At 58.0% G+C, this 18,022-nt stretch carries 17 protein-coding genes; 6 read left to right on the forward strand and 11 right to left on the reverse strand.

The features are described from left to right. The first annotated feature begins 50 nt into the window (after nucleotides 1-50). Together minD and minE are read left to right on the forward strand one after the other, a co-directional pair. Complete coding sequence (gene minD / locus KEHDKFFH_RS11850; RefSeq protein ID WP_104322110.1) at nucleotides 51-863, forward strand: septum site-determining protein MinD; 813 nt, start codon at nucleotides 51-53, stop codon at nucleotides 861-863. Between the two features lie 3 nt (nucleotides 864-866). Then, the gene (minE, locus tag KEHDKFFH_RS11855) at nucleotides 867-1,118 is read left to right on the forward strand and encodes a cell division topological specificity factor MinE (protein ID WP_064227083.1); all 252 of its coding nucleotides are present in this window, start codon (nucleotides 867-869) and stop codon (nucleotides 1,116-1,118) included. Between the two features lie 41 nt (nucleotides 1,119-1,159). Here the strand turns inward: minE and KEHDKFFH_RS11860 are convergent, their stop codons facing one another. Beyond that, the gene (locus KEHDKFFH_RS11860) at nucleotides 1,160-2,167 is read right to left on the reverse strand and encodes a DUF2804 domain-containing protein (RefSeq protein WP_104322111.1); all 1,008 of its coding nucleotides are present in this window, start codon (nucleotides 2,165-2,167) and stop codon (nucleotides 1,160-1,162) included. A 137-nt stretch (nucleotides 2,168-2,304) separates the two neighbouring features. Here KEHDKFFH_RS11860 and KEHDKFFH_RS11865 point away from each other — a divergent pair, with 137 nt between their 5' ends. The 3 genes from KEHDKFFH_RS11865 to KEHDKFFH_RS11875 all read left to right on the forward strand — a co-directional run bounded on the left by KEHDKFFH_RS11865 (nucleotide 2,305) and on the right by KEHDKFFH_RS11875 (nucleotide 5,021). Further along, nucleotides 2,305-3,039, forward strand: coding sequence for an START domain-containing protein (locus KEHDKFFH_RS11865; RefSeq protein ID WP_104322112.1), 735 nt, complete (start codon nucleotides 2,305-2,307; stop codon nucleotides 3,037-3,039). Nucleotides 3,040-3,119: 80 nt separating this feature from the next. Then, entirely contained in the window at nucleotides 3,120-3,611 is a 492-nt protein-coding gene (locus KEHDKFFH_RS11870; protein WP_104322113.1) for a CBS domain-containing protein, read from the forward strand. Between the two features lie 24 nt (nucleotides 3,612-3,635). Continuing rightward, nucleotides 3,636-5,021: a PhoH family protein gene (locus tag KEHDKFFH_RS11875; protein ID WP_064227079.1), complete on the forward strand. Its 1,386-nt coding sequence runs from the start codon at nucleotides 3,636-3,638 to the stop codon at nucleotides 5,019-5,021. A gap of 38 nt (nucleotides 5,022-5,059) precedes the next feature. Here the strand turns inward: KEHDKFFH_RS11875 and KEHDKFFH_RS11880 are convergent, their stop codons facing one another. From KEHDKFFH_RS11880 to KEHDKFFH_RS11925, 10 genes are all read right to left on the reverse strand, one after another. Beyond that, nucleotides 5,060-6,412 carry a sigma-54-dependent transcriptional regulator gene (locus KEHDKFFH_RS11880; RefSeq protein WP_104322114.1) on the reverse strand — a complete coding sequence of 451 codons (1,353 nt, stop codon included), beginning with the start codon at nucleotides 6,410-6,412 and terminating at the stop codon, nucleotides 5,060-5,062. Then, on the reverse strand, nucleotides 6,409-8,220 hold the full coding sequence (locus tag KEHDKFFH_RS11885; protein ID WP_104322115.1) for a sensor histidine kinase: 1,812 nt from the start codon (nucleotides 8,218-8,220) through the stop codon (nucleotides 6,409-6,411). The genes KEHDKFFH_RS11880 and KEHDKFFH_RS11885 overlap by 4 nt, the downstream gene beginning before the upstream one ends. Before the next feature lie 125 nt (nucleotides 8,221-8,345). After that, nucleotides 8,346-10,535, reverse strand: coding sequence for a TRAP transporter permease (locus KEHDKFFH_RS11890; RefSeq protein ID WP_104322116.1), 2,190 nt, complete (start codon nucleotides 10,533-10,535; stop codon nucleotides 8,346-8,348). A 90-nt stretch (nucleotides 10,536-10,625) separates the two neighbouring features. Further along, nucleotides 10,626-11,603, reverse strand: coding sequence for a TAXI family TRAP transporter solute-binding subunit (locus KEHDKFFH_RS11895; protein WP_104322117.1), 978 nt, complete (start codon nucleotides 11,601-11,603; stop codon nucleotides 10,626-10,628). 234 nt (nucleotides 11,604-11,837) lie between these two features. Next, nucleotides 11,838-12,263, reverse strand: a complete 426-nt coding sequence (locus tag KEHDKFFH_RS11900; RefSeq protein WP_104322118.1) for a secondary thiamine-phosphate synthase enzyme YjbQ — start codon at nucleotides 12,261-12,263, stop codon at nucleotides 11,838-11,840. Between the two features lie 14 nt (nucleotides 12,264-12,277). Beyond that, a complete protein-coding gene (locus KEHDKFFH_RS11905; RefSeq protein ID WP_064228307.1) occupies nucleotides 12,278-13,342 on the reverse strand; it encodes a succinylglutamate desuccinylase/aspartoacylase family protein in 1,065 nt (354 codons plus the stop codon). A 3-nt stretch (nucleotides 13,343-13,345) separates the two neighbouring features. Next, the gene (gene rimK / locus KEHDKFFH_RS11910; RefSeq protein ID WP_104322119.1) at nucleotides 13,346-14,251 is read right to left on the reverse strand and encodes a 30S ribosomal protein S6--L-glutamate ligase; all 906 of its coding nucleotides are present in this window, start codon (nucleotides 14,249-14,251) and stop codon (nucleotides 13,346-13,348) included. Next, on the reverse strand, nucleotides 14,248-14,745 hold the full coding sequence (locus KEHDKFFH_RS11915) for an ATP-dependent zinc protease family protein (protein WP_064228305.1): 498 nt from the start codon (nucleotides 14,743-14,745) through the stop codon (nucleotides 14,248-14,250). Before KEHDKFFH_RS11915 ends, rimK begins: the two co-directional genes overlap by 4 nt. Then, nucleotides 14,726-15,586: a mechanosensitive ion channel family protein gene (locus KEHDKFFH_RS11920; RefSeq protein ID WP_104322141.1), complete on the reverse strand. Its 861-nt coding sequence runs from the start codon at nucleotides 15,584-15,586 to the stop codon at nucleotides 14,726-14,728. The genes KEHDKFFH_RS11915 and KEHDKFFH_RS11920 overlap by 20 nt, the downstream gene beginning before the upstream one ends. 51 nt (nucleotides 15,587-15,637) lie before the next feature. Next, on the reverse strand, nucleotides 15,638-16,447 hold the full coding sequence (locus tag KEHDKFFH_RS11925; protein WP_104322120.1) for a hypothetical protein: 810 nt from the start codon (nucleotides 16,445-16,447) through the stop codon (nucleotides 15,638-15,640). A gap of 165 nt (nucleotides 16,448-16,612) precedes the next feature. Here KEHDKFFH_RS11925 and phrB point away from each other — a divergent pair, with 165 nt between their 5' ends. Beyond that, nucleotides 16,613-18,016 carry a deoxyribodipyrimidine photo-lyase gene (phrB, locus tag KEHDKFFH_RS11930; RefSeq protein ID WP_104322121.1) on the forward strand — a complete coding sequence of 468 codons (1,404 nt, stop codon included), beginning with the start codon at nucleotides 16,613-16,615 and terminating at the stop codon, nucleotides 18,014-18,016. Nucleotides 18,017-18,022 lie beyond the last annotated feature (6 nt).

The raw sequence follows: 18,022 nt of genomic DNA on the forward strand, positions 1-18,022 counted from the left end.
CGGATAATTCGGCAGACACGACGAATCCACCGAGAAACAGGAACAGAACCTTGGCTAGAATTATTGTCGTTACCTCAGGAAAGGGCGGCGTTGGCAAAACTACCACCAGCGCCTCGATCAGCACCGGCCTTGCCAAACGGGGCCACAAGACAGTAGTCATCGATTTTGACGTGGGCCTGCGCAATCTGGACCTGATCATGAACTGCGAGCGTCGCGTGGTGTACGACTTCGTAAACGTGATCCAGGGCGAAGCCTCCCTCAACCAGGCCCTGATCCGCGACAAGCGGGTCGATACCCTCTATATCCTTCCAGCCTCCCAGACCCGGGAAAAGGAAGCGCTGACCAAAGATGGTGTCGAGAAGGTCATCAACGAGCTTTCCGAAACCTTCGATTACATCGTCTGCGACTCCCCCGCCGGCATCGAGCATGGCGCGCTGATGGCGCTGTATTATGCCGATGAAGCGATTGTGGTCACCAATCCCGAAGTATCCTCCGTCCGGGATTCCGACCGCATTCTGGGCATTCTGCAGAGCAAGTCCCGCCGGGCCGAAATGGGCCAGGATCAGGTCAAGGAACACCTGCTTCTGACCCGCTACAACCCCTCTCGGGTTGAAAAGGGCGAGATGCTGTCCGTGGCGGATGTGGAGGAGATCCTCGCGATTCCGCTGCTGGGTGTCATTCCCGAAAGCCAGATTGTACTGAATGCGTCAAACCAGGGCTTGCCCGTTATCCTCGAAGAGGACAGCGATGCCGGCCAAGCCTATGAAGACGCAGTCGCACGCCTGCTGGGTGAGGAACGGGAACACCGTTTCATGACGTCCCAGAAGAAGGGTTTCTTCTCACGGATGTTCAAGGGGGGCTAAGGGATGAGTTTCCTCGATTATTTCAAGGGCAAGAAAAACAAATCCGCAAGCGTTGCCAAAGAGCGCCTGCAGATCATCGTGGCACACGAACGGGGCCAGCGCGAGCAGCCGGATTACCTGCCCCAGCTTCAGCAGGAGCTGCTTGAGGTTATCCGCAAGTACGTTCAGATCAGCGACGACATGGTTCAGGTTGAAGTGGACCGCAACGAAAGTTGCTCTGTACTGGAGCTGAACGTCACGCTACCGGAGCGATAAACCGTTTGATCTGGCCTGTCCCGGGCGGGGCAGGCCATTTCTTACCACCTTGCGAAGTGGTCTTCCATCAAGCCCCGCAGACCTTTTACCTCGATTTTCCCGCCAGTTTCATCCGTCACCGTTCCATTAAACGTGCCCACGTACTGCCGGAAGTTGGATGCCAGCACCCAGGCGTTCAGTTTTTCCTTGCGGACACCGGCCGGGACAAAATGCAGATCAATCCGCCCATCTTCCGTGGTCACATGCCAGTCACTGCCCGGCTGATAGCGATCAAAACGGAATCTTGCCGCGCCCAGCTTGTGGCAGACACCATCCAGCCAGAGCGCGTTTTCTGTCATCCCCGTTTCATTGACCCCAGCAGCCAGGTTCAGCCCCAGAGATCTGCCATCTGGAAGCCGGCCCGCCAGACAGGCCCAGTTCCAGGCGGTTTCCCGGCGCATGAAGCCGCAGCTCCAGTCAATGGTTCCCCGTGTCTGCTCGTCACAGCGCCAGATACGGTGATCCCAACGCACTTCCCCTTCCACCGGCAAGCCCGCCGACTTGCGGGTAAACACCCAGCCATTGTAGCCGGCCGGGCAAACCAGCCGGAGCGGATCCCGATCCTCTTTCAGGGTAAGTTCGATACGGATACCACCGGGGGCGGACACCGTAATCGTTCGACCATCAGCAGAAGGCGCGATTCGCACGGCAACCTCGCCCTTACTGAACGTCGCCACGCCTTCCTCTGGAAGTGGCTCGATCCGGGTTTGCCTGGCCAGTGGTTGAAGGAACGATTGCTCCATCATCTGGCCGGTCTCGAAATCGTAGAGATAGAAAAACCCGCTTCCCAGCAGTTTCAGATCCACCACCGCCAGGCCAAACACCCATCCCGGGCCCATGGCGCTGACAAACTGGAACTGGTTGAAGCGCCAGCGCCTGGCCAGCCGTGAACGGGGGCGGTCCATGACCGTGCGCAGGTCATAGTCCAGGTAATTGATCTCTTTTACCGGTTCATCCAGCAGCCCGGGAACCACCTGCCCTTTGCCGTTGATCAGCTTTTCCATTGTCATAGTCGTCGTCAGATCAGGCCAATTCAGTGAATCGAATCAGCGGGTCGCTACCTGGTTCACAAACCACTGTTTCCGTGGCCATGCCGGTAAAAGCCTCATGCTAGACTCGGCCCACCATCTGCAAGGAAGTGTACCCTATGAGAAAGAGCATAGCCCATGGCATTACGGGCTGGGCCTCGGTCATCAGCGGGCTTGTCTGTGCATTGCTGGTATTTGCTGTCGCCGCCAGTGCCCGGGCTGAATTGCCCAATGAAACCGACGAGGAATGGACGCTGCGAAAGGAAGCCGATCATATCCGCGTGTATACCATCGACCAGCCAGACTCCAGCTTCAAGGCCTTCAAGGCCGTGGCGGTACTCGATGCGCCCATCGAAAACCTGATGGCCGTCATGGCCAACCCCGGTTCCTGCGTCGAGTGGGTGCACAACTGCACCGAATCCTATGCCTTCGGCGATGGCGAGTTCCACGATCGCTTTGCCTATTCCGTGAACGACATGCCCTGGCCGGTGACCGATCGTGACTATGTCCTGCGTATCCGGACCCGGGGCGACAAGGCTTCCGGTGAGATTGTCATGGACCTGAACGCCATGCCAGACCAGCGGGCGGAGAACGGCAGCCGGGTGCGGGTGGACCGGTCCGACACCCTTTACCGATTCACGCCAGAGGGGGACAAGACCCGGATGGTCTGGGTTCAGCACACGGATCCCAATGGCTCGTTACCGGGCTGGCTGGTGAACTCCCTGCTGGTGGATATTCCCGTGCGTTCCATGGAGGAGCTGGAACGCGTTGCCAACCGGGAAAAGTATCAGGGCTATCAACTGGTCTACGACGAAAAGGGCCAACTGACGGGTGTCAGACCGACTGCTCCCTGAACCATCAGCTATGAAGGGATGACGCGCAAGGCATCACGCGCTAAGCTTTCAAAAAGGACTTCAAAAGGCAGCCCAGATCAATGACCGTTCTCGCCTACGAGATCATGACACCCAGCATCAAGGCCGTCCCCCAGTCCTGGACCATGGACCGGCTGGCGCGCTTTCTCACCGACAACGAAATAACCGGTAGCCCCGTCACCGACGACGACGGCGAGATTGTCGGTATTGCCACCCTGAAAGACATCACCGAATTCCGCTGGAACGCCACACGCTCCGATGCCGACAGGCACCTGACACCGGAAGAACGCGAGGAAGCCCGGCGTCTGCGGATGGTGATCTTTGAAGAAATGGGAAAGGTGCCGGTGGAAGTCCGCGACATCATGACCCCCATCGTTTTATCGGTTGACGAGAAGACGCCGGTGCGCGACATTGCCAATATCATGATGCGCGAACACCTGCACCGGATCTTTGTCACCAGTGATTCAAAAATCACCGGTATCATAACCACTTACGATATGCTGAAAGTGATCTCGGATGAGGGACTCACGCAACGCTGCGCCGATAACGACTGAGCCACCAGAGAGGTAGCGCCACTTATGCCCAGAGCACCGCAAGCTCGCCGAAAGATGTACGTCCTCGACACCAACGTCCTGATCCACGACCCGAACGCCCTCCTCAACTTTGAAGAACACGATGTCATCATCCCGATGACGGTCCTCGAAGAACTCGACAGCCTCAAATCCGGCAAGCAGGCCGTGGCCGCTGACTGCCGCCAGGCCATTCGCAACATCGACAAGTTGTTGGGCGATGCCAGCCCGAAGGTGATCGAGAAGGGTGTACCCATTGTTCGTGGCAAGAAGGCCGAGCCCCTGGGCAGTCTTTCGATCCTGATGAGCACCGGTGACAGCGGCAACCATTCGCTGCCAGAGCACCTGAACGACAACAAGATCATCAATACCCTGGCTGCGCTCCAGAACCGCCACAAATCCCGGGATATCATCCTGGTGTCGAAAGACATCAACATGCGCCTCAAGGCACGCGGCTTCGGCGTCGAAGCTCAGGATTACCACAACGATCAGTTGCTCGACGATATTGATTTGCTGCCCAAAGGCTATCGGGAATTCCCCAACTCCTTCTGGGACACCATCGAAAAAGTGGAAACCGTTCAGCGGGAAGGCTCAACCGAGCACATCCTGAAACGGGAAGGCGAACTGGCAAAGCTGAACATCAACGAATTTGTTATCGATGAAATGGGCTTCGTCGGCAAGGTGGTGGATATCACCGACACCCAACTGGTCATTAAGGACCTGCACCAGCACGACCTGATGAACGAGGAAGTCTGGGGTCTGGTTCCCCGGGACATCTATCAGGCCATGGCGTTGAACCTGCTGCTGGACCCCGATATCCATCTAGTCAACCTGACCGGCTCCGCCGGCTCGGGCAAAACCATCCTGGCCCTGGCCGCGTGCATCGAGATGACCGTGGCCAGCAAGCTGTACAAGCGCATCATCGCCACCCGCTCCACCCAGGGACTGGATGAGGACATCGGGTTCCTGCCCGGTACCGAGGCAGAAAAAATGGAGCCGTGGCTCGGCGCCATCGTCGACAACCTGGAAGCGCTCCACGAAGACGACGAAAACATGACCGCCAGCGTTGACTACATCCTCAGCAAGGTACCCCTGCACTTCAAATCCATGAACTACATCCGGGGCCGCAGCTTCCAGCACAGCCTGATCATCATCGATGAATCCCAGAACCTGACGCCCCATCAGATCAAGACCATCATTACCCGGGCCGGCAATGGCTCAAAGGTGATCTGCCTGGGCAACCTTGCCCAGATCGACACGCCCTATCTGAGCGCCCTGAGCTCTGGCCTCACCTACATGACCGAGCGATTCAAGGGCTTCCGCCATGGGGCCCACATCCACCTGCAAGGAGTACCCCGCTCGTTACTGGCAGAATTTGCCGAAGCCAATCTTTAGGCTGGAGTTGATGAAAGAGGGGCTAGCAAGCGCCCCTCTCAATCCTTGAACTGGGCTTTGTCCAACCCATGCTTGCGCATCTTGTCGTACAGGGTTTTTCGGGCAATACCGAGCTGCACCATGGTGTCCTTGATGCTGCCGTGGCAGGCGTTGAGGGCGCTGATAATGGCGGAGCGTTCAAAACCGTCCATCATCTCCGCCAGCGTCTGTCGGCCCGCCACGTTGGCTGTATCCGAGGGCTCGTTTTCATCCAGCGCTGCAGGCCCCAACAACACATAACGCTCTGCCAGGTTACGGAGTTCGCGGACATTACCGGGCCAGGAATGTTGCATTAGCCCGGCAGCCTGGCCGGCATCCAGAGGAATACTCTCTCGGTCATAACGGGCCGCTGCAATAAGAACGAAGTGGTGGAAAAGCATTGGCACGTCCTCCTTGCGCTCCCGCAACGGCGGAATGTCCACTTTCACAACGTTCAGTCGGTAATAGAGGTCGGACCGAAATTCACCCCCATCACTGAGCTTTTTCAGGTCGGCCTTGGTGGCAGCAATGATCCTCACGTCCACTTCCTGGACCTGATTGCTACCGAGGCGCTCCACCCGTTGCTCTTCCAGCACCCGCAACAGCTTTACCTGCAACGGCATGGGCATGCTTTCCACTTCGTCCAGGAACAGGGTGCCTTTGTGGGCGTGCTCAATCTTGCCGATCCGGCGTTTTTCCGCCCCGGTGAAGGCACCGGCTTCGTGACCGAACAGTTCGCTTTCAATCAGGTTTTCGGGAACCGCACCGCAGTTAATCGCGACAAAATTATGGGCGCTGCGGCCGCTGTTCTCGTGGATATACCGGGCCAGCGCGTCCTTGCCCGAACCGGTCTCTCCATGCAGTAGAATATTGGCAGAGATATCAAGAATCGGATCAATGGTAGCCATGACTTTCTGCATGGACGGCGAATCGCCAAGTATCCGGGGGCCCGGCTTCGCCAGATGCCGTAACTGGGCCTTGAGGCGGCGGTTTTCCAGGGCAAGGTGTCGCTTCTCCAGGGCGTGACGAAGCAGCTCAATCAGCTCATCATGATCAAAGGGCTTCTCAATGAAATCGTAGGCCCCCTGCTGCATGGCCGTTACGGCGGTGCTTATGTCCCCCTGCCCGGTGAGAATGATGACCGGAATGGTGTCATCTATGGCACGGACCCGATCCAGCATTTCCAGGCCATCCATCCCCGGCATGTTGTAATCGCACAGAACCACACCGTCATAGTCGGCATCCAGGTTCTTGAGCGCCGACGGCGCGTCCTCAAAACAGCTGACCGGCAGGTCCTCCAGGGTCAGCGTCTGGGCAATGGCCTGGCGGATGTGTGGATCATCATCCACAAAGATTACCGAGGGTTCTGTCATTCCGTGGCCTCCCGCTTCGTGAGGGTTAAGACAAATTCGGCGCCCGGACCGTCCTTGCGGTTGCGACCAATCAGGCTGCCACCGAGTGCATCAACGATCTGGCGCGAAATGGACAACCCCAGGCCCAATCCCTGTTTGACAGACTTGGTGGTAAAAAATGGCTCGAAAATCTGTTCGGTGTTGCCTTGTAACCCTGGTCCGTTATCCCGTACAACACACTTCCAGCAATCGTCCTTCTCCTCGATATCAATTCGTACCTGGGGATTCGGTCCACCCTCGACAGCCTGCACCGCATTGGCAATCAGGTTCACCATGACCTGTTCGATCCGTATCAGGTCGCCATGACACATCACCGGGGCCTCCGGCCGAGCCCACTGGATATCAATATCGGCACTGGTTTTTTGCGCCACGATGATCTTGAGAGAGGCGTCCACCGACTGCCTGAAGTCCACCAGGGCCGGCGGCCCCTCGGATTTGCGGGCAAATACCTTGAACTGGCGTGTCAGCTCGGCCATTTTGTCGCACAACGCGATGATCTCAGACAGGTTAGCATCCACCGTGTCTTCGGCGCCCTTCTCCAGGAATCGCCGGCTATTCCTGGCGTAAGTCTGGATTGCCGTAAGCGGCTGATTCATTTCATGGTTAAGGCCAGCGGACATCTGCCCCAATACCGCCAGTTTGGCCGCCTGGATCAGCTCCTGCTGGGTTTCCCGAAGCTCCGTCTGGGTACGTTCGCGTTCCCTGATCTCTTCCAGCAACTTGCTATTGGAACTCTCAAGATCCGCGGTTCGCTCGGCCACCCGTCGTTCCAGCTGCTCCCCCCTCAGGGCCAGCTCGGCTTCCCGGCGGTATCGTTCACGCAGGTAAAGCCAGGTCAGAAGGCCGCCAAAAAACAGCGCGGCGCCACCAAGCAGAAACCCGAGCCGTGTCCAGATCACAGAGCGTGTGCTCACCATCACCTGAAGATTCCAGTCCAGTCTCGGCAGCGGCGTTCGAACGCTGAGATACTCTCTGGCCTCGCCGTTTTCAAGAATACTGATGGCCGTGGAATTCTCCGACAAGCCCCAGGGCTTACCCAGGCTATCGAATTCGATGGCGCTCAGGTCCCGGTCCGGGTAACGCTGACGGGAAGCCGCGTCCGGGGCCAGGCCCTGATCTGAAAAGTTCCGATACAACCAATTGGGTTTGCTTGCCAGAAAACTGATGCCAGCATCATCCAGCACGACCATCTCTGCTTCCCTGAGAGAAGCAGGCCGATCCCAATGGGATTCCAGTTCGTGAACCAGAACCTTCACGGCCACCACACCCAGAAGACGGCCAGCGTCGTCGATGACAGGGTGGGAAAAGTACAGGCCACGGACCCCCGACATCAGCCCAAGGGCAAAATAGATGGCCGAATCCCGATTAGACACCGCTTCTGAAAAATAGGGCCGGAAAGCGTAGTTGCTGCCGACAAAACTGTCGGCTTGTTGATAGTTATTGGCAGCGATGGTGAGGCCGTTTACATCCATCAGATAAACGTCGGAGCTGCCCACAATGGTGGCCATGCGTTGCATCTGCTCATTGGCCTGCAGGATAACGTCCGGATTGCCCGGTTCCGTCAGTGCCCGCTCAAGCAATGGATGCTCTGCCATCAACTCCGGCACCGGAAGATACCGGTTCAATTCATTGGCAACCAGCTGCCGGTACCGGAACGACTCTTCCAGGCTCTCCTGCTCCACCTGCCGGTATCCGACCCAGCCGCCAAGCAGCCAGGACACCACCAGCGTGGCAACGAAAACGACAACAGCACCGATCCGATAGGACATAGCATCCGGTTCCTGAAAAACCGCGGAAAGCCGCTAGAGTATAGGCAGGCCGCGGGCAGAACAACCGTACCACGGGTCATATGGCACGGTTGTTCAGCCGCAGATCATGCCCGGCCAGCCCCCCGCTACAGGGCACCTGCGGTAGCGAGGCGGGTTTTGCGTTGTTTCTGGATAACGAACGCCAGAATTGCCAGGGCAATACCGGTAAGGTCGGTCCAGAGGCCTCCCTCGATCATCAGCAACGCGGCCGCAATCAGAAGGACTCGGGTTATCCAGGAGGCAGAAACCCGCGCAAACCAGCCCAGCACACCGCCAGACAGCATGTATACGCCGAAGGTTGCGGTTACCAGCGCCCTGGCGATCTCGAACCAGCCAGCTTCCATCAACAGAGCACCGTTGTAGAAGAACATGAAGGGCACAATGAACGCCGCAATGCCAATCCGGAACGAGGCCACTGAGGTTTCCATGGCGTTGGCGCCGGAAATCCCTGCCGCGGCATAGGACGCCAGCGCAACGGGTGGCGTGATCGCGGACACCACGGCGAAATAGAACACGAAGAAGTGCGCCGTCAACGGCTCAATCCCCAGCTGGATCAGGCCCGGCGCTACCACCGAGGCGGCAACCGCATAGGCTGCCGTGGTAGGCATTCCCATACCCAGCAGAATGGAGATGAACATAGCGAAGATCAGCGCCAGTAACTGGCTTGTGGCGGCGACATCCAGCAGCAACACGGAGAAACGTGCGCCCACACCAGTCAGGGAGATAACGCCAACAATTACCCCGGCCGCCGCGCACACCACGATGATCTGAATCGCCATGTAGGAGGCAATCTCGAGTGCTTGCAGTATGTGGCGCAATCCCATCTTGTTCGGGGAAATCCAGCTCACCACGGCGGCGGAGACGGTAGCCAGGGTACCTGCCCGGATCACCGAGTAACCCATGAACAGGGCCACGATCAGGATAATGATCGGCACGAACAGGTAGCACTGCTTCATCATGGTTTTGAGCTTCGGCAGCTCATCTTCACGCATGCCGCGCATGCCCGTCTTGGCGGCCTCAAAATCCACCATGAAGTAGACCGAGGCGAAATACAGGATCGCCGGAATGATCGCGGCAATGGCAATCTCGGTGTAGGGAATGCCGGTGATCTCCGCCATGATAAACGCGCCAGCGCCCATGATCGGCGGCATGATCTGCCCACCGGTGGACGCAGCGGCCTCGACAGCGCCGGCAGACTGCTTGCTGTAGCCCACTTTTTTCATCAGGGGAATCGTCAACGAACCGGTGGATACCACGTTGCCGGCACTGGTGCCGTTGATCATGCCCATCAAACCGGATGCGAAGATCGAGACCTTGGCCGGGCCACCCCGGGAACGACCGGCTGCGGCGAAGGCAAAGTTCACAAAATAGTCGCCCACCTTGGAGGACTGCAGGAAGGCGGCAAAAATAATGAAGAGAATAATGTAGGTAGAGGACACCGCGGTGGTCGGCCCAAGGATGCCTGCGTCGGTGTAGACCTGACTGAAAAACCGCTGCACCGAAAGGCCCGGGTAACCAAGAAAGCCCGGCAGATAGGGGCCGGCGAAGACATAGGCCAGAAACACCAGGCCGATGATCACCAGAGCCATACCGGCAACGCGCCGGGTCAGTTCCATGATCAGGGCGGTACCGGCAATGGCCGCGAACGAGATACCCACCGGCGCGAAAGAAGTGCCGGTCGACATCCGCATTGACGTGTTATAGACCACCAGAAAATAGCCGGCCACAGCCAGGGAGCAGACGATCAACACCAGATCGGGAACACTGAATACCGATCGCTCCCGTTGATGGAACCAGCTCATGATAATACCAATACCGGTCGCCGCCAGCAGCGGCCAGCCAAAGTGCCACACCTCCAGTTCGACCGGAATCCGCATGGCGCCGTTCTGGACCATCTGCCAGAACGAAAACGTCTGGTACACTACATAGAGGGCCGGCAGCATGGCGCCCGCACTGATCCAGGTTGTCCACCGGTGGCGGGCGCCGCCCTCTTCCGATGACACAAACCGGGCGCCGGCAAACAGAACGAAACCCAGCACCAAGGCGCCAGCAATATGAACGATCCGGAACGACCAGGTTTCAAGGGGCGCTATATTCAGGGAATAGAGGTGAAAGGCTGAATAGGCGATCGCCAGCATGGCGACGAATTTCAGCAGGCCGCCTTCAAACATCCGGCGGTTGGCCTCAACCGGTTCATCGTCCACGTTGTGTGCGAGTACATGGTCCTCGCCCACTTCGATGTCCGGAAGGTCTTTGGAGTTTTGTTCGTTAGTCATGACACACCCTGCTTGCAGGCAAATCGGGGCCAGAACCCTGCTGGCCGTCATTTGCGGGGGGCCGCCAGGCAGCCCCCCGCTTGAGCACTGTTACTTGATCCGGCTGTCTTCGATCGGGTAACCGTTCTCGTTAAACCAACGTGCAGCGCCGGGGTGCCAGGGCAGAACGTTGTTCTTCGTGTAGTTCTCGGGAACCGAATTGCGGGCCGCCTTATGGATGGAGACCATCTTGTCGTTGTTCTCCATGGTCAGCTTGGTGATCTCATACACGAAGCTTTCCGGAACATCACAGTTGACCATGGCGAAGTTCCACATGGACACCACGCGGGACGGCTCTTCCAGAGACTGGTAGGTGGCCGCCGGGATAATGAACTCGGAAACCGGGAAGTTATTGATGATGGTTTCTGCCTCGGCATCAGTCATACCGATGATGTTCACATCGGTCTGGACTTCCAGCTGACTGACCGCCGGAATGGGGATACCTGCGGCGAAAGCGACGACATCAATCAGGCCATCCTGAAGCTGACCACCCAGATCAGACCAGCTGCCGTTACGACGTTCAAAGTCTACACCCAGGGTTTCCATCATTCGTGGGAAGTAGGTGTCAGACGTAGAGCCCGCCGGGCCAAAGCCAATGGTGGCTCCATCGGGGATGTCGGCAATGGAGGTAATGCCGGAGCTGGAGAGCGCGGTTACCGAGAACGGCGTTTCGTACATCGGGAACATGGCGCAGACGTTGTCCATCTTCATCCCTGGAGCAAGCGGGCTATTGCCCTCCATGGATTCCCGGGCCGGGCCCATGGTGGTCAGGCCGAACTTCAGGTCGCCGGTATGCACCAGCGCCATGTTCTGCACCGGACCGCCGGTAATTTCGGCACCGCCGGAGACGCCCAGGTTTTCAGCCACAAAGTTGGCCCAGCCGGAACCATAGGCAAAGTAGGTCCCACCCTGGCTGGCAGTACCAACGGTGAAGTTGCTCGGCCAGTCTGAACGGTCCTGGGCTCCTGCGGGGGTTGCGATGGCGAAGGTGGAGGCGAATGCCACCGCCATTACGGCTTGGGTTTTCATAGAGAATGCTCCCGTTTCATTTTGTTTGTTGGGTGCTCAACGAAGCTCGAATAGCTTCGGTGGATAACACTGTCAGCAAGGAGCAGACCAGTTCAAAATTAACCAGTTAAAACAGTGCATTACTGAAATCGGGAGAGGATTCGGGCAGGAAAATGGGTGGACATCCACCCATCAGGGACAAACCAATGGGTGGAATTCGACACGCGAGTCTGGAGGGGCGTTATCGGTGCAGAGCTACCAACGCCCCTGCAAGGTTGCCACTATGCGCCGGCTACCGGCCCGGTCCCGGTGCTCGCAGAGGTAAAGCCCCTGCCAGGTGCCCAGGGCCAGATGACCATGACTTACCGGCAGGGCCAGGGAGGGGCCGACCAGTATGCTTTTGATGTGGGCAGGCATATCGTCCGGCCCTTCCATCACATGCTCATAGTGCGGCGCATTCTCCGGCACCATCACGTTGAAGTGGCGTTCCAGATCGCCCCGCACATCCGGGTCTGCATTCTCGTTCACCGCCAGTGAAGCGGAGGTATGTTGGATGAACAGGTGCAGCAGCCCAACCTCGCAGTTGGTGAGATCCGGCGCCTGGGCCAGGATCTCATTGGTGACCAAATGAAAGCCCCTTGGAAGCGGTGCCAACTCGATAAACGACTGATCCCAGATCATGGCAGTCCTCTCGCTTATTTCTGGCGGTCATCCCAGGGGTGTACCGGAACCACATCGTCGCCGACATCCCCTTCGTAGCTGCTTCGGAAATAATCCATGGCCTTTTCCGCTTCGCTCAGCTCGTCAAACCGTGCAACGTGATAAATTGCCTCGCCTTCATTTACCAGCGGCAGGTTGTTCACGCAGATAACGATACCCGAGCAGGGAGACACCACCGCAGTTTCCGACTCACCGAAGGGATCCGCCACCATGGCCAGGCGCTGCCCCTTGCGCACCTTCTGACCCAGGCGGGCAACGGGCCGCATGATTCCGTCGATGTCCGCTCGTACCCATTGGGAGTTGGCGGCGGTTTCAGACCGCTTTCTCGGCGCCTTGGGGCCTTTCTTCGCCGGGATCATCTCCAGTTCACGCATGACCCGAATCACCCCTTTCACGCCGCTGCCGATCACCACATCGTCGAAGCGCAGGGCCTCGCCACCCTCGAAGGTGATCACCGGAATGTCCTGTGAATCGGCGTAGGCCCGGAGGCTTCCTTCCCGCAACCCGGCGTTGATAATGATCGGTGCACCAAAGGCTTCGGCCATGCGCACGGTTTCCGGGTTTTTCAGTTCGGCCCGGATTTGCGGCAGGTTGAACCGATGGATCGCCCCGGTGTGCAAATCGATGATATGGGTGACCCGCTCCATGATCTGGGTGCGCAGCAGATAGGCAATACGCCCGCCCAGAGATCCGCTTTCGCTACCAGGGAAACAGCGGTTCAGGTCCCGCCTGTCCGGCAGGTACCGAGTGCGCTGTACAAATCCGAAAATATTGACGATGGGTACCGCAACCAGAGTACCCCGAAGGTGCCTCAGGGCCGAATTGGTGAGCACCCGGCGGACAATCTCGACACCGTTGATCTCATCACCATGGATGGCACCGCACACCATCAATACCGGACCGTCCCGCCGGCCGTGCACAACCTCAACGGGAATATGCAGCGGCGTGTGGGTGTAAAGCTTGGCGACCGGAACTTCCACGGTTTGCCGGGTACCGGCCTTTACCTGGGTGCCGGCAATTTCATAGGGGGCACGGGCCATACTTTAGCCTCTCCCCTTGGTCCGGGTTTTCCAGGGCTTCTGATTTTTCTCGGTCCAGTTGATGATCATCCCGGCCACGTTCTTGCCAGTGGCATTCTCGATGCCCTCAAGGCCGGGTGAGGAATTCACCTCCATAACCAGCGGGCCGCGACTGGAACGCAGCAGATCGACGCCAGCCACGTTCAAGCCCATGGATTTGGCAGCGGTAATGGCAGTGCGGCGTTCCTCCGGCGTTATCCGCACCAGAGAGGCGCTGCCACCCCGATGGAGATTGGACCGGAACTCGCCTTCAGCACCCTGCCGCTTCATGGCGGCAATCACCTTGTCGCCAATCACAAAGCAACGGATATCGGCGCCACCAGCTTCCTTGATGAACTCCTGCACCAGAATATCGGCTTTCAGCCCCATGAAGGCTTCAATCACGCTCTCCGCGGCCTTTCGGGTTTCCGCCAGCACCACACCAATGCCCTGGGTGCCCTGCAACAGTTTAATCACTACCGGGGCGCCGCCCACCATCTGCAGCAGCTCGGGCACGTTATCCGGCTTGTTAGCGAAACCGGTAATCGGCATGCCGACGCCCTTTCGGGCCAGCAGCTGCAGGGACCGCAGCTTGTCACGGGAACGGGTGATGGCAACAGATTCGTTAACGGGGAATACGCCCATCATCTCGAACTGACGCAATACCGCGGTTCCGTAAAAGGTCACTGACGCACCGATTCGCGGTATCACCACGTCGAAATCTTCCAGGACTTCCTCGTGATAATGGATCTGTGGGTTGGCCGAGGTAATGTTCATGGAGCAGTGCAGGCAGTCAATCACCTTCACTTCATGGCCACGATTGATGCCTTCCTCCACCAGGCGACGGGTCGAGTAGAGGTGACGGTTTCGCGACAGTACCGCAATTTTCATTTTTCAGTCCTTAAGGCCGGTTCGCCGGCAAGATAGGAAGCTTCGGGATAGATCAGTGAGCGCCCGGACATGGCGGTACGGCCCAGTAACATCCGGAACCGCATGGAATCCCGGTTGGTCAATGTCATTTCAATGGGCCATTTCTGGCCGCCAATCAGCAGCGTGGTTTCGATGACCAGGCGCATTTCCTTGTGGCCGCCGGAGTCGGAGACGTTCCGCTCGTCCAGCACCTTCGCGTCGCACTCCACGACCTGGTGCAGATCGTTCTGCACCGGGTGGACCCAGAAGCGTACCCGTCGTTCCCCGTTTTCTGTGTAGGGCTCGGTACGGAACGTATGGAGACAGGAGGTTCGGGCTCCGGTGTCGATTTTTGCCTTGATACGGCTGATATCAAGGTCTGGAAGCGCCACCCACTCACGCCAGCCAAGACTCATTTTGTTCTCGGCCGGTGTCGGGGCGATGGTTTTGATAACTTCAGCTGTCTTTGTCGACATCCGGGAGATCCTTTTCAGTAATTTGTTCCGGCCCCAACAGCTGAACACGGAACGGCTCTGAGTGGCTACCCGCATAAACGCTGGTGTGGGGGAACGGAATTTCAATGCCTTCCCGATCCAGGGTTTTCTTGATCGCGACCATCATGCCGCTCCGCCCCTCAAGCACCTTCTCCTTGGGCACCCAGTACGAGAACTGCAGATCCACAGAGGACGGGCCAAACGCTGTTACCAGCGTGAACGGCTTGGGCTCTTCGAGACAGACCGGGTTCTTCTCCGCAAGGTCCAGCAGCAGACTCTCTACCCGCTCCACATCTTCAGCGTAGGCAATCCCAACGGTCAGGTCGAGCCGCCGTATCGGAAACCGGGAACGGTTAACCACCCGCGTCTTTATCAGGGTCTCGTTGGGAATCCGCACGTACAGGTTGTCTGGAGTACGCAATTTAACGCTGAGCATATCAATGCCGACCACTTCGCCAAGGGTTGCGTCCACCTCGATGAAATCCCCGATTTCAAAAGGCTTTTCCACCAGAAGGAACAGGCCACTGATCATGTTCGATGCCGAGGTCTGAGAGGCAAAACCGATGGCCACGGTCAGGATACCGGCGGCTCCGAGTACCACATCGAGGGAGAAACCGGCCTCCCGCAGGGCCGCCACAAAGAACAGAACGACAATGACATAAAACACCAGCCGCCGAACCATGACAGTATGGTGGCGGGAGGTCCGCTGCGCCATGAAACGGCTGACACTGCGGGCCGCCAGGGAACCAAGAAACAGCCCAAGCACTACAAGAAAAGCGGAACTGATCCACTGCCCCCAGGCGATATCCGTGAACACCTTCATCACGCCTGTTTCTATTGTTTCCAGCAAAGCGTCGACTCCCTCTGGTCCATTTCAGCCAAACATCCGGTCAAAAGCGCGCACCAACCTACCACGGGCCATCTTCTCCCGGGCATCCGCCACGCGCCGGCAGGTACCCGCCGCCGTCAGCAAAGACTGCTCTACATGCAAACTGGCCGAATTCATGTCGGTCTCTACCTCGACCGTCACTCCCGGCGTCCACAACTGGCCACGCTCGTTCTGATGCAGGGACAGCAACGGCGTCGGCAGGCTGAAACGCTCCAGCAGCAGAGACTGCTCCCGTCGGTTAATAATGGTCACCGGCGTCACCGCTCGCCACGGACGTTTTGGCACTGCCTCAAGCACCAATCTGGCAAAACTGGGAGAGGCATAACATAGCTCGCCCTCCATGGTGTTCCTGCCCACCCAGGTCATCGAAGGCGAGGCCAGGGGGATTTCCGTCAGAACGGCTTGCTTGTCCCCCACGCAGACTTTCATCCAGACCAGAGTTCCCACATAAATGGTGCAACGCCCACCGGCGGGAATGGTCAGCGGCTGAAAAGGCCGAATCACGGTAGGCAGGTTGGCGAGAGCCGGCAGGAACGTGACCGTGGACGACTGGCTTGCCCGGATGAATCGTTGCAGCGGCACGGAAGCAGACGGCAGAGTGTGACCAATGGTTTCTGTCCAGCTGGCCGGATCAGTGTCCAGCTCAAGCGTTTCGGAACGAATCTGCCACTCCTGATCCAGCAGGGTGACCCATAAACGAATATGGCCAAGCTGATGAAACTGGGTTTGCCCCGAAGCCAGAGAATACGGCTGGGCCCATACGCCATCACGACGACCTTCGGTATTGTTCTCCACTCCTGCCACAGAACTCCCTCAAGATCGGCCGGCTGAATTGCTGAAAAAGTGTTTTAACTATAATCCAATCAGCCACCCCGGGCGAATATCCAAGTTGGTGATTTTATTGAAACACCGGGCTGTAATTACACTTATATCAATCCCTCAGACAACTATGGATTACGGATGACGCAACTGGTCTGGTTCCGCAACGATCTCCGGGTTGCTGACAACCCCGCCCTCACCGCCGCCTGCGAGAGCAGCGACGACGTGCGAGCCTGTTTTATTCTCACCCCGGACCAATGGCAGGAACACGACTGGTCTCCGGCCCGGGTGCAATTCGTTATTGCCCATGCCAATGCTCTTGCTGAAGAACTGGCCCGGCTCGGCATTCCCCTGTCCTTTATATATGCCAACCGATTCGACGACAGCATCGGTAAACTGCAGAGCCATTGTGAAGAACACAAAGTTACAGCACTGCACTTCAACGAGGAGTACGGCGTCAACGAACGCAAACGCGACAAAGCCGTCAAGCACCGCTTCGACGAGCTCGGAATCACCGTTCGCAAATACCGCGACCAGACCGTCGCCCCGGTAGGCGAGATCCTGACACAGCAGAACGAGCCCTACTCCGTGTTCACGCCGTTTTCGAGACGCTGGCGCAGCTGGATAGAAGAAACCCATCCCGGACTGTTTTCGATTCCCGAAGCGAGGGCCAACGCGGTTGCCCCGGAACAGATCGACACAATCCCGGAAGCCTTTCGGGACGCCCCGGAGCCTCTGGTACCCACCGGAGAACAGGCCGCCCACGACCAGCTTGAACGCTTCCTGGAAAAACGCGGCGGTGCCTACAAGGAAAACAGGGACTTCCCCGCCATCGACGGAACCAGCCTGATCTCCCCCTACCTGGCAAACGGGGTACTCTCCGGCCGACAATGCCTGATCGCAGCAAGACAGGCACAGGGCGCAGGAGGAAACCAGGAAGGCCTGGGCACCTGGATCACCGAAATCGCCTGGCGGGATTTCTACATCAACATCCTGTACCACTACCCCCGGGTCAGCATGCACCGCGCCTTCAAACCGGAAACCGAGGCTCTGGAGTGGAACACCCCGGGCGACAAGTTCGAAGCCTGGAAAAGCGGCAACACCGGCGTCCCCATCGTCGACGCCGCCATGCGCCAACTCAACCAGACCGGCTGGATGCACAACCGCCTGCGCATGATCACCGCCATGTACCTCACCAAAAACCTCTTCATCGACTGGCGCCTGGGCGAAGCCTACTTCATGTCAAAACTGATCGACGGCTTCCTGGCCTCCAACAACGGCGGCTGGCAATGGAGCGCCTCCACCGGCACCGACGCCGCTCCCTACTTCCGGGTGTTTAACCCGGTGACCCAGAGCGAACGTTTCGACCCAAAAGGCGACTTTATCCGGGAATGGCTACCTGAGCTGGCCAAACTGGACAGCAAACGGATTCATGATCCGAGTGCAAAGGGTGGTGTTATTCCGAAGGGGTATCCGAGGCAGATCGTTGATCTCAAAGAAAGCAGGAAAGAGGCGATCGCAAAGTTTCAGGAATTGAAAAACTGAGGCACA

The organism is Marinobacter maroccanus (assembly GCF_002933275.1).
Classification (GTDB): Bacteria; Pseudomonadota; Gammaproteobacteria; order Pseudomonadales; family Oleiphilaceae; genus Marinobacter; species Marinobacter maroccanus.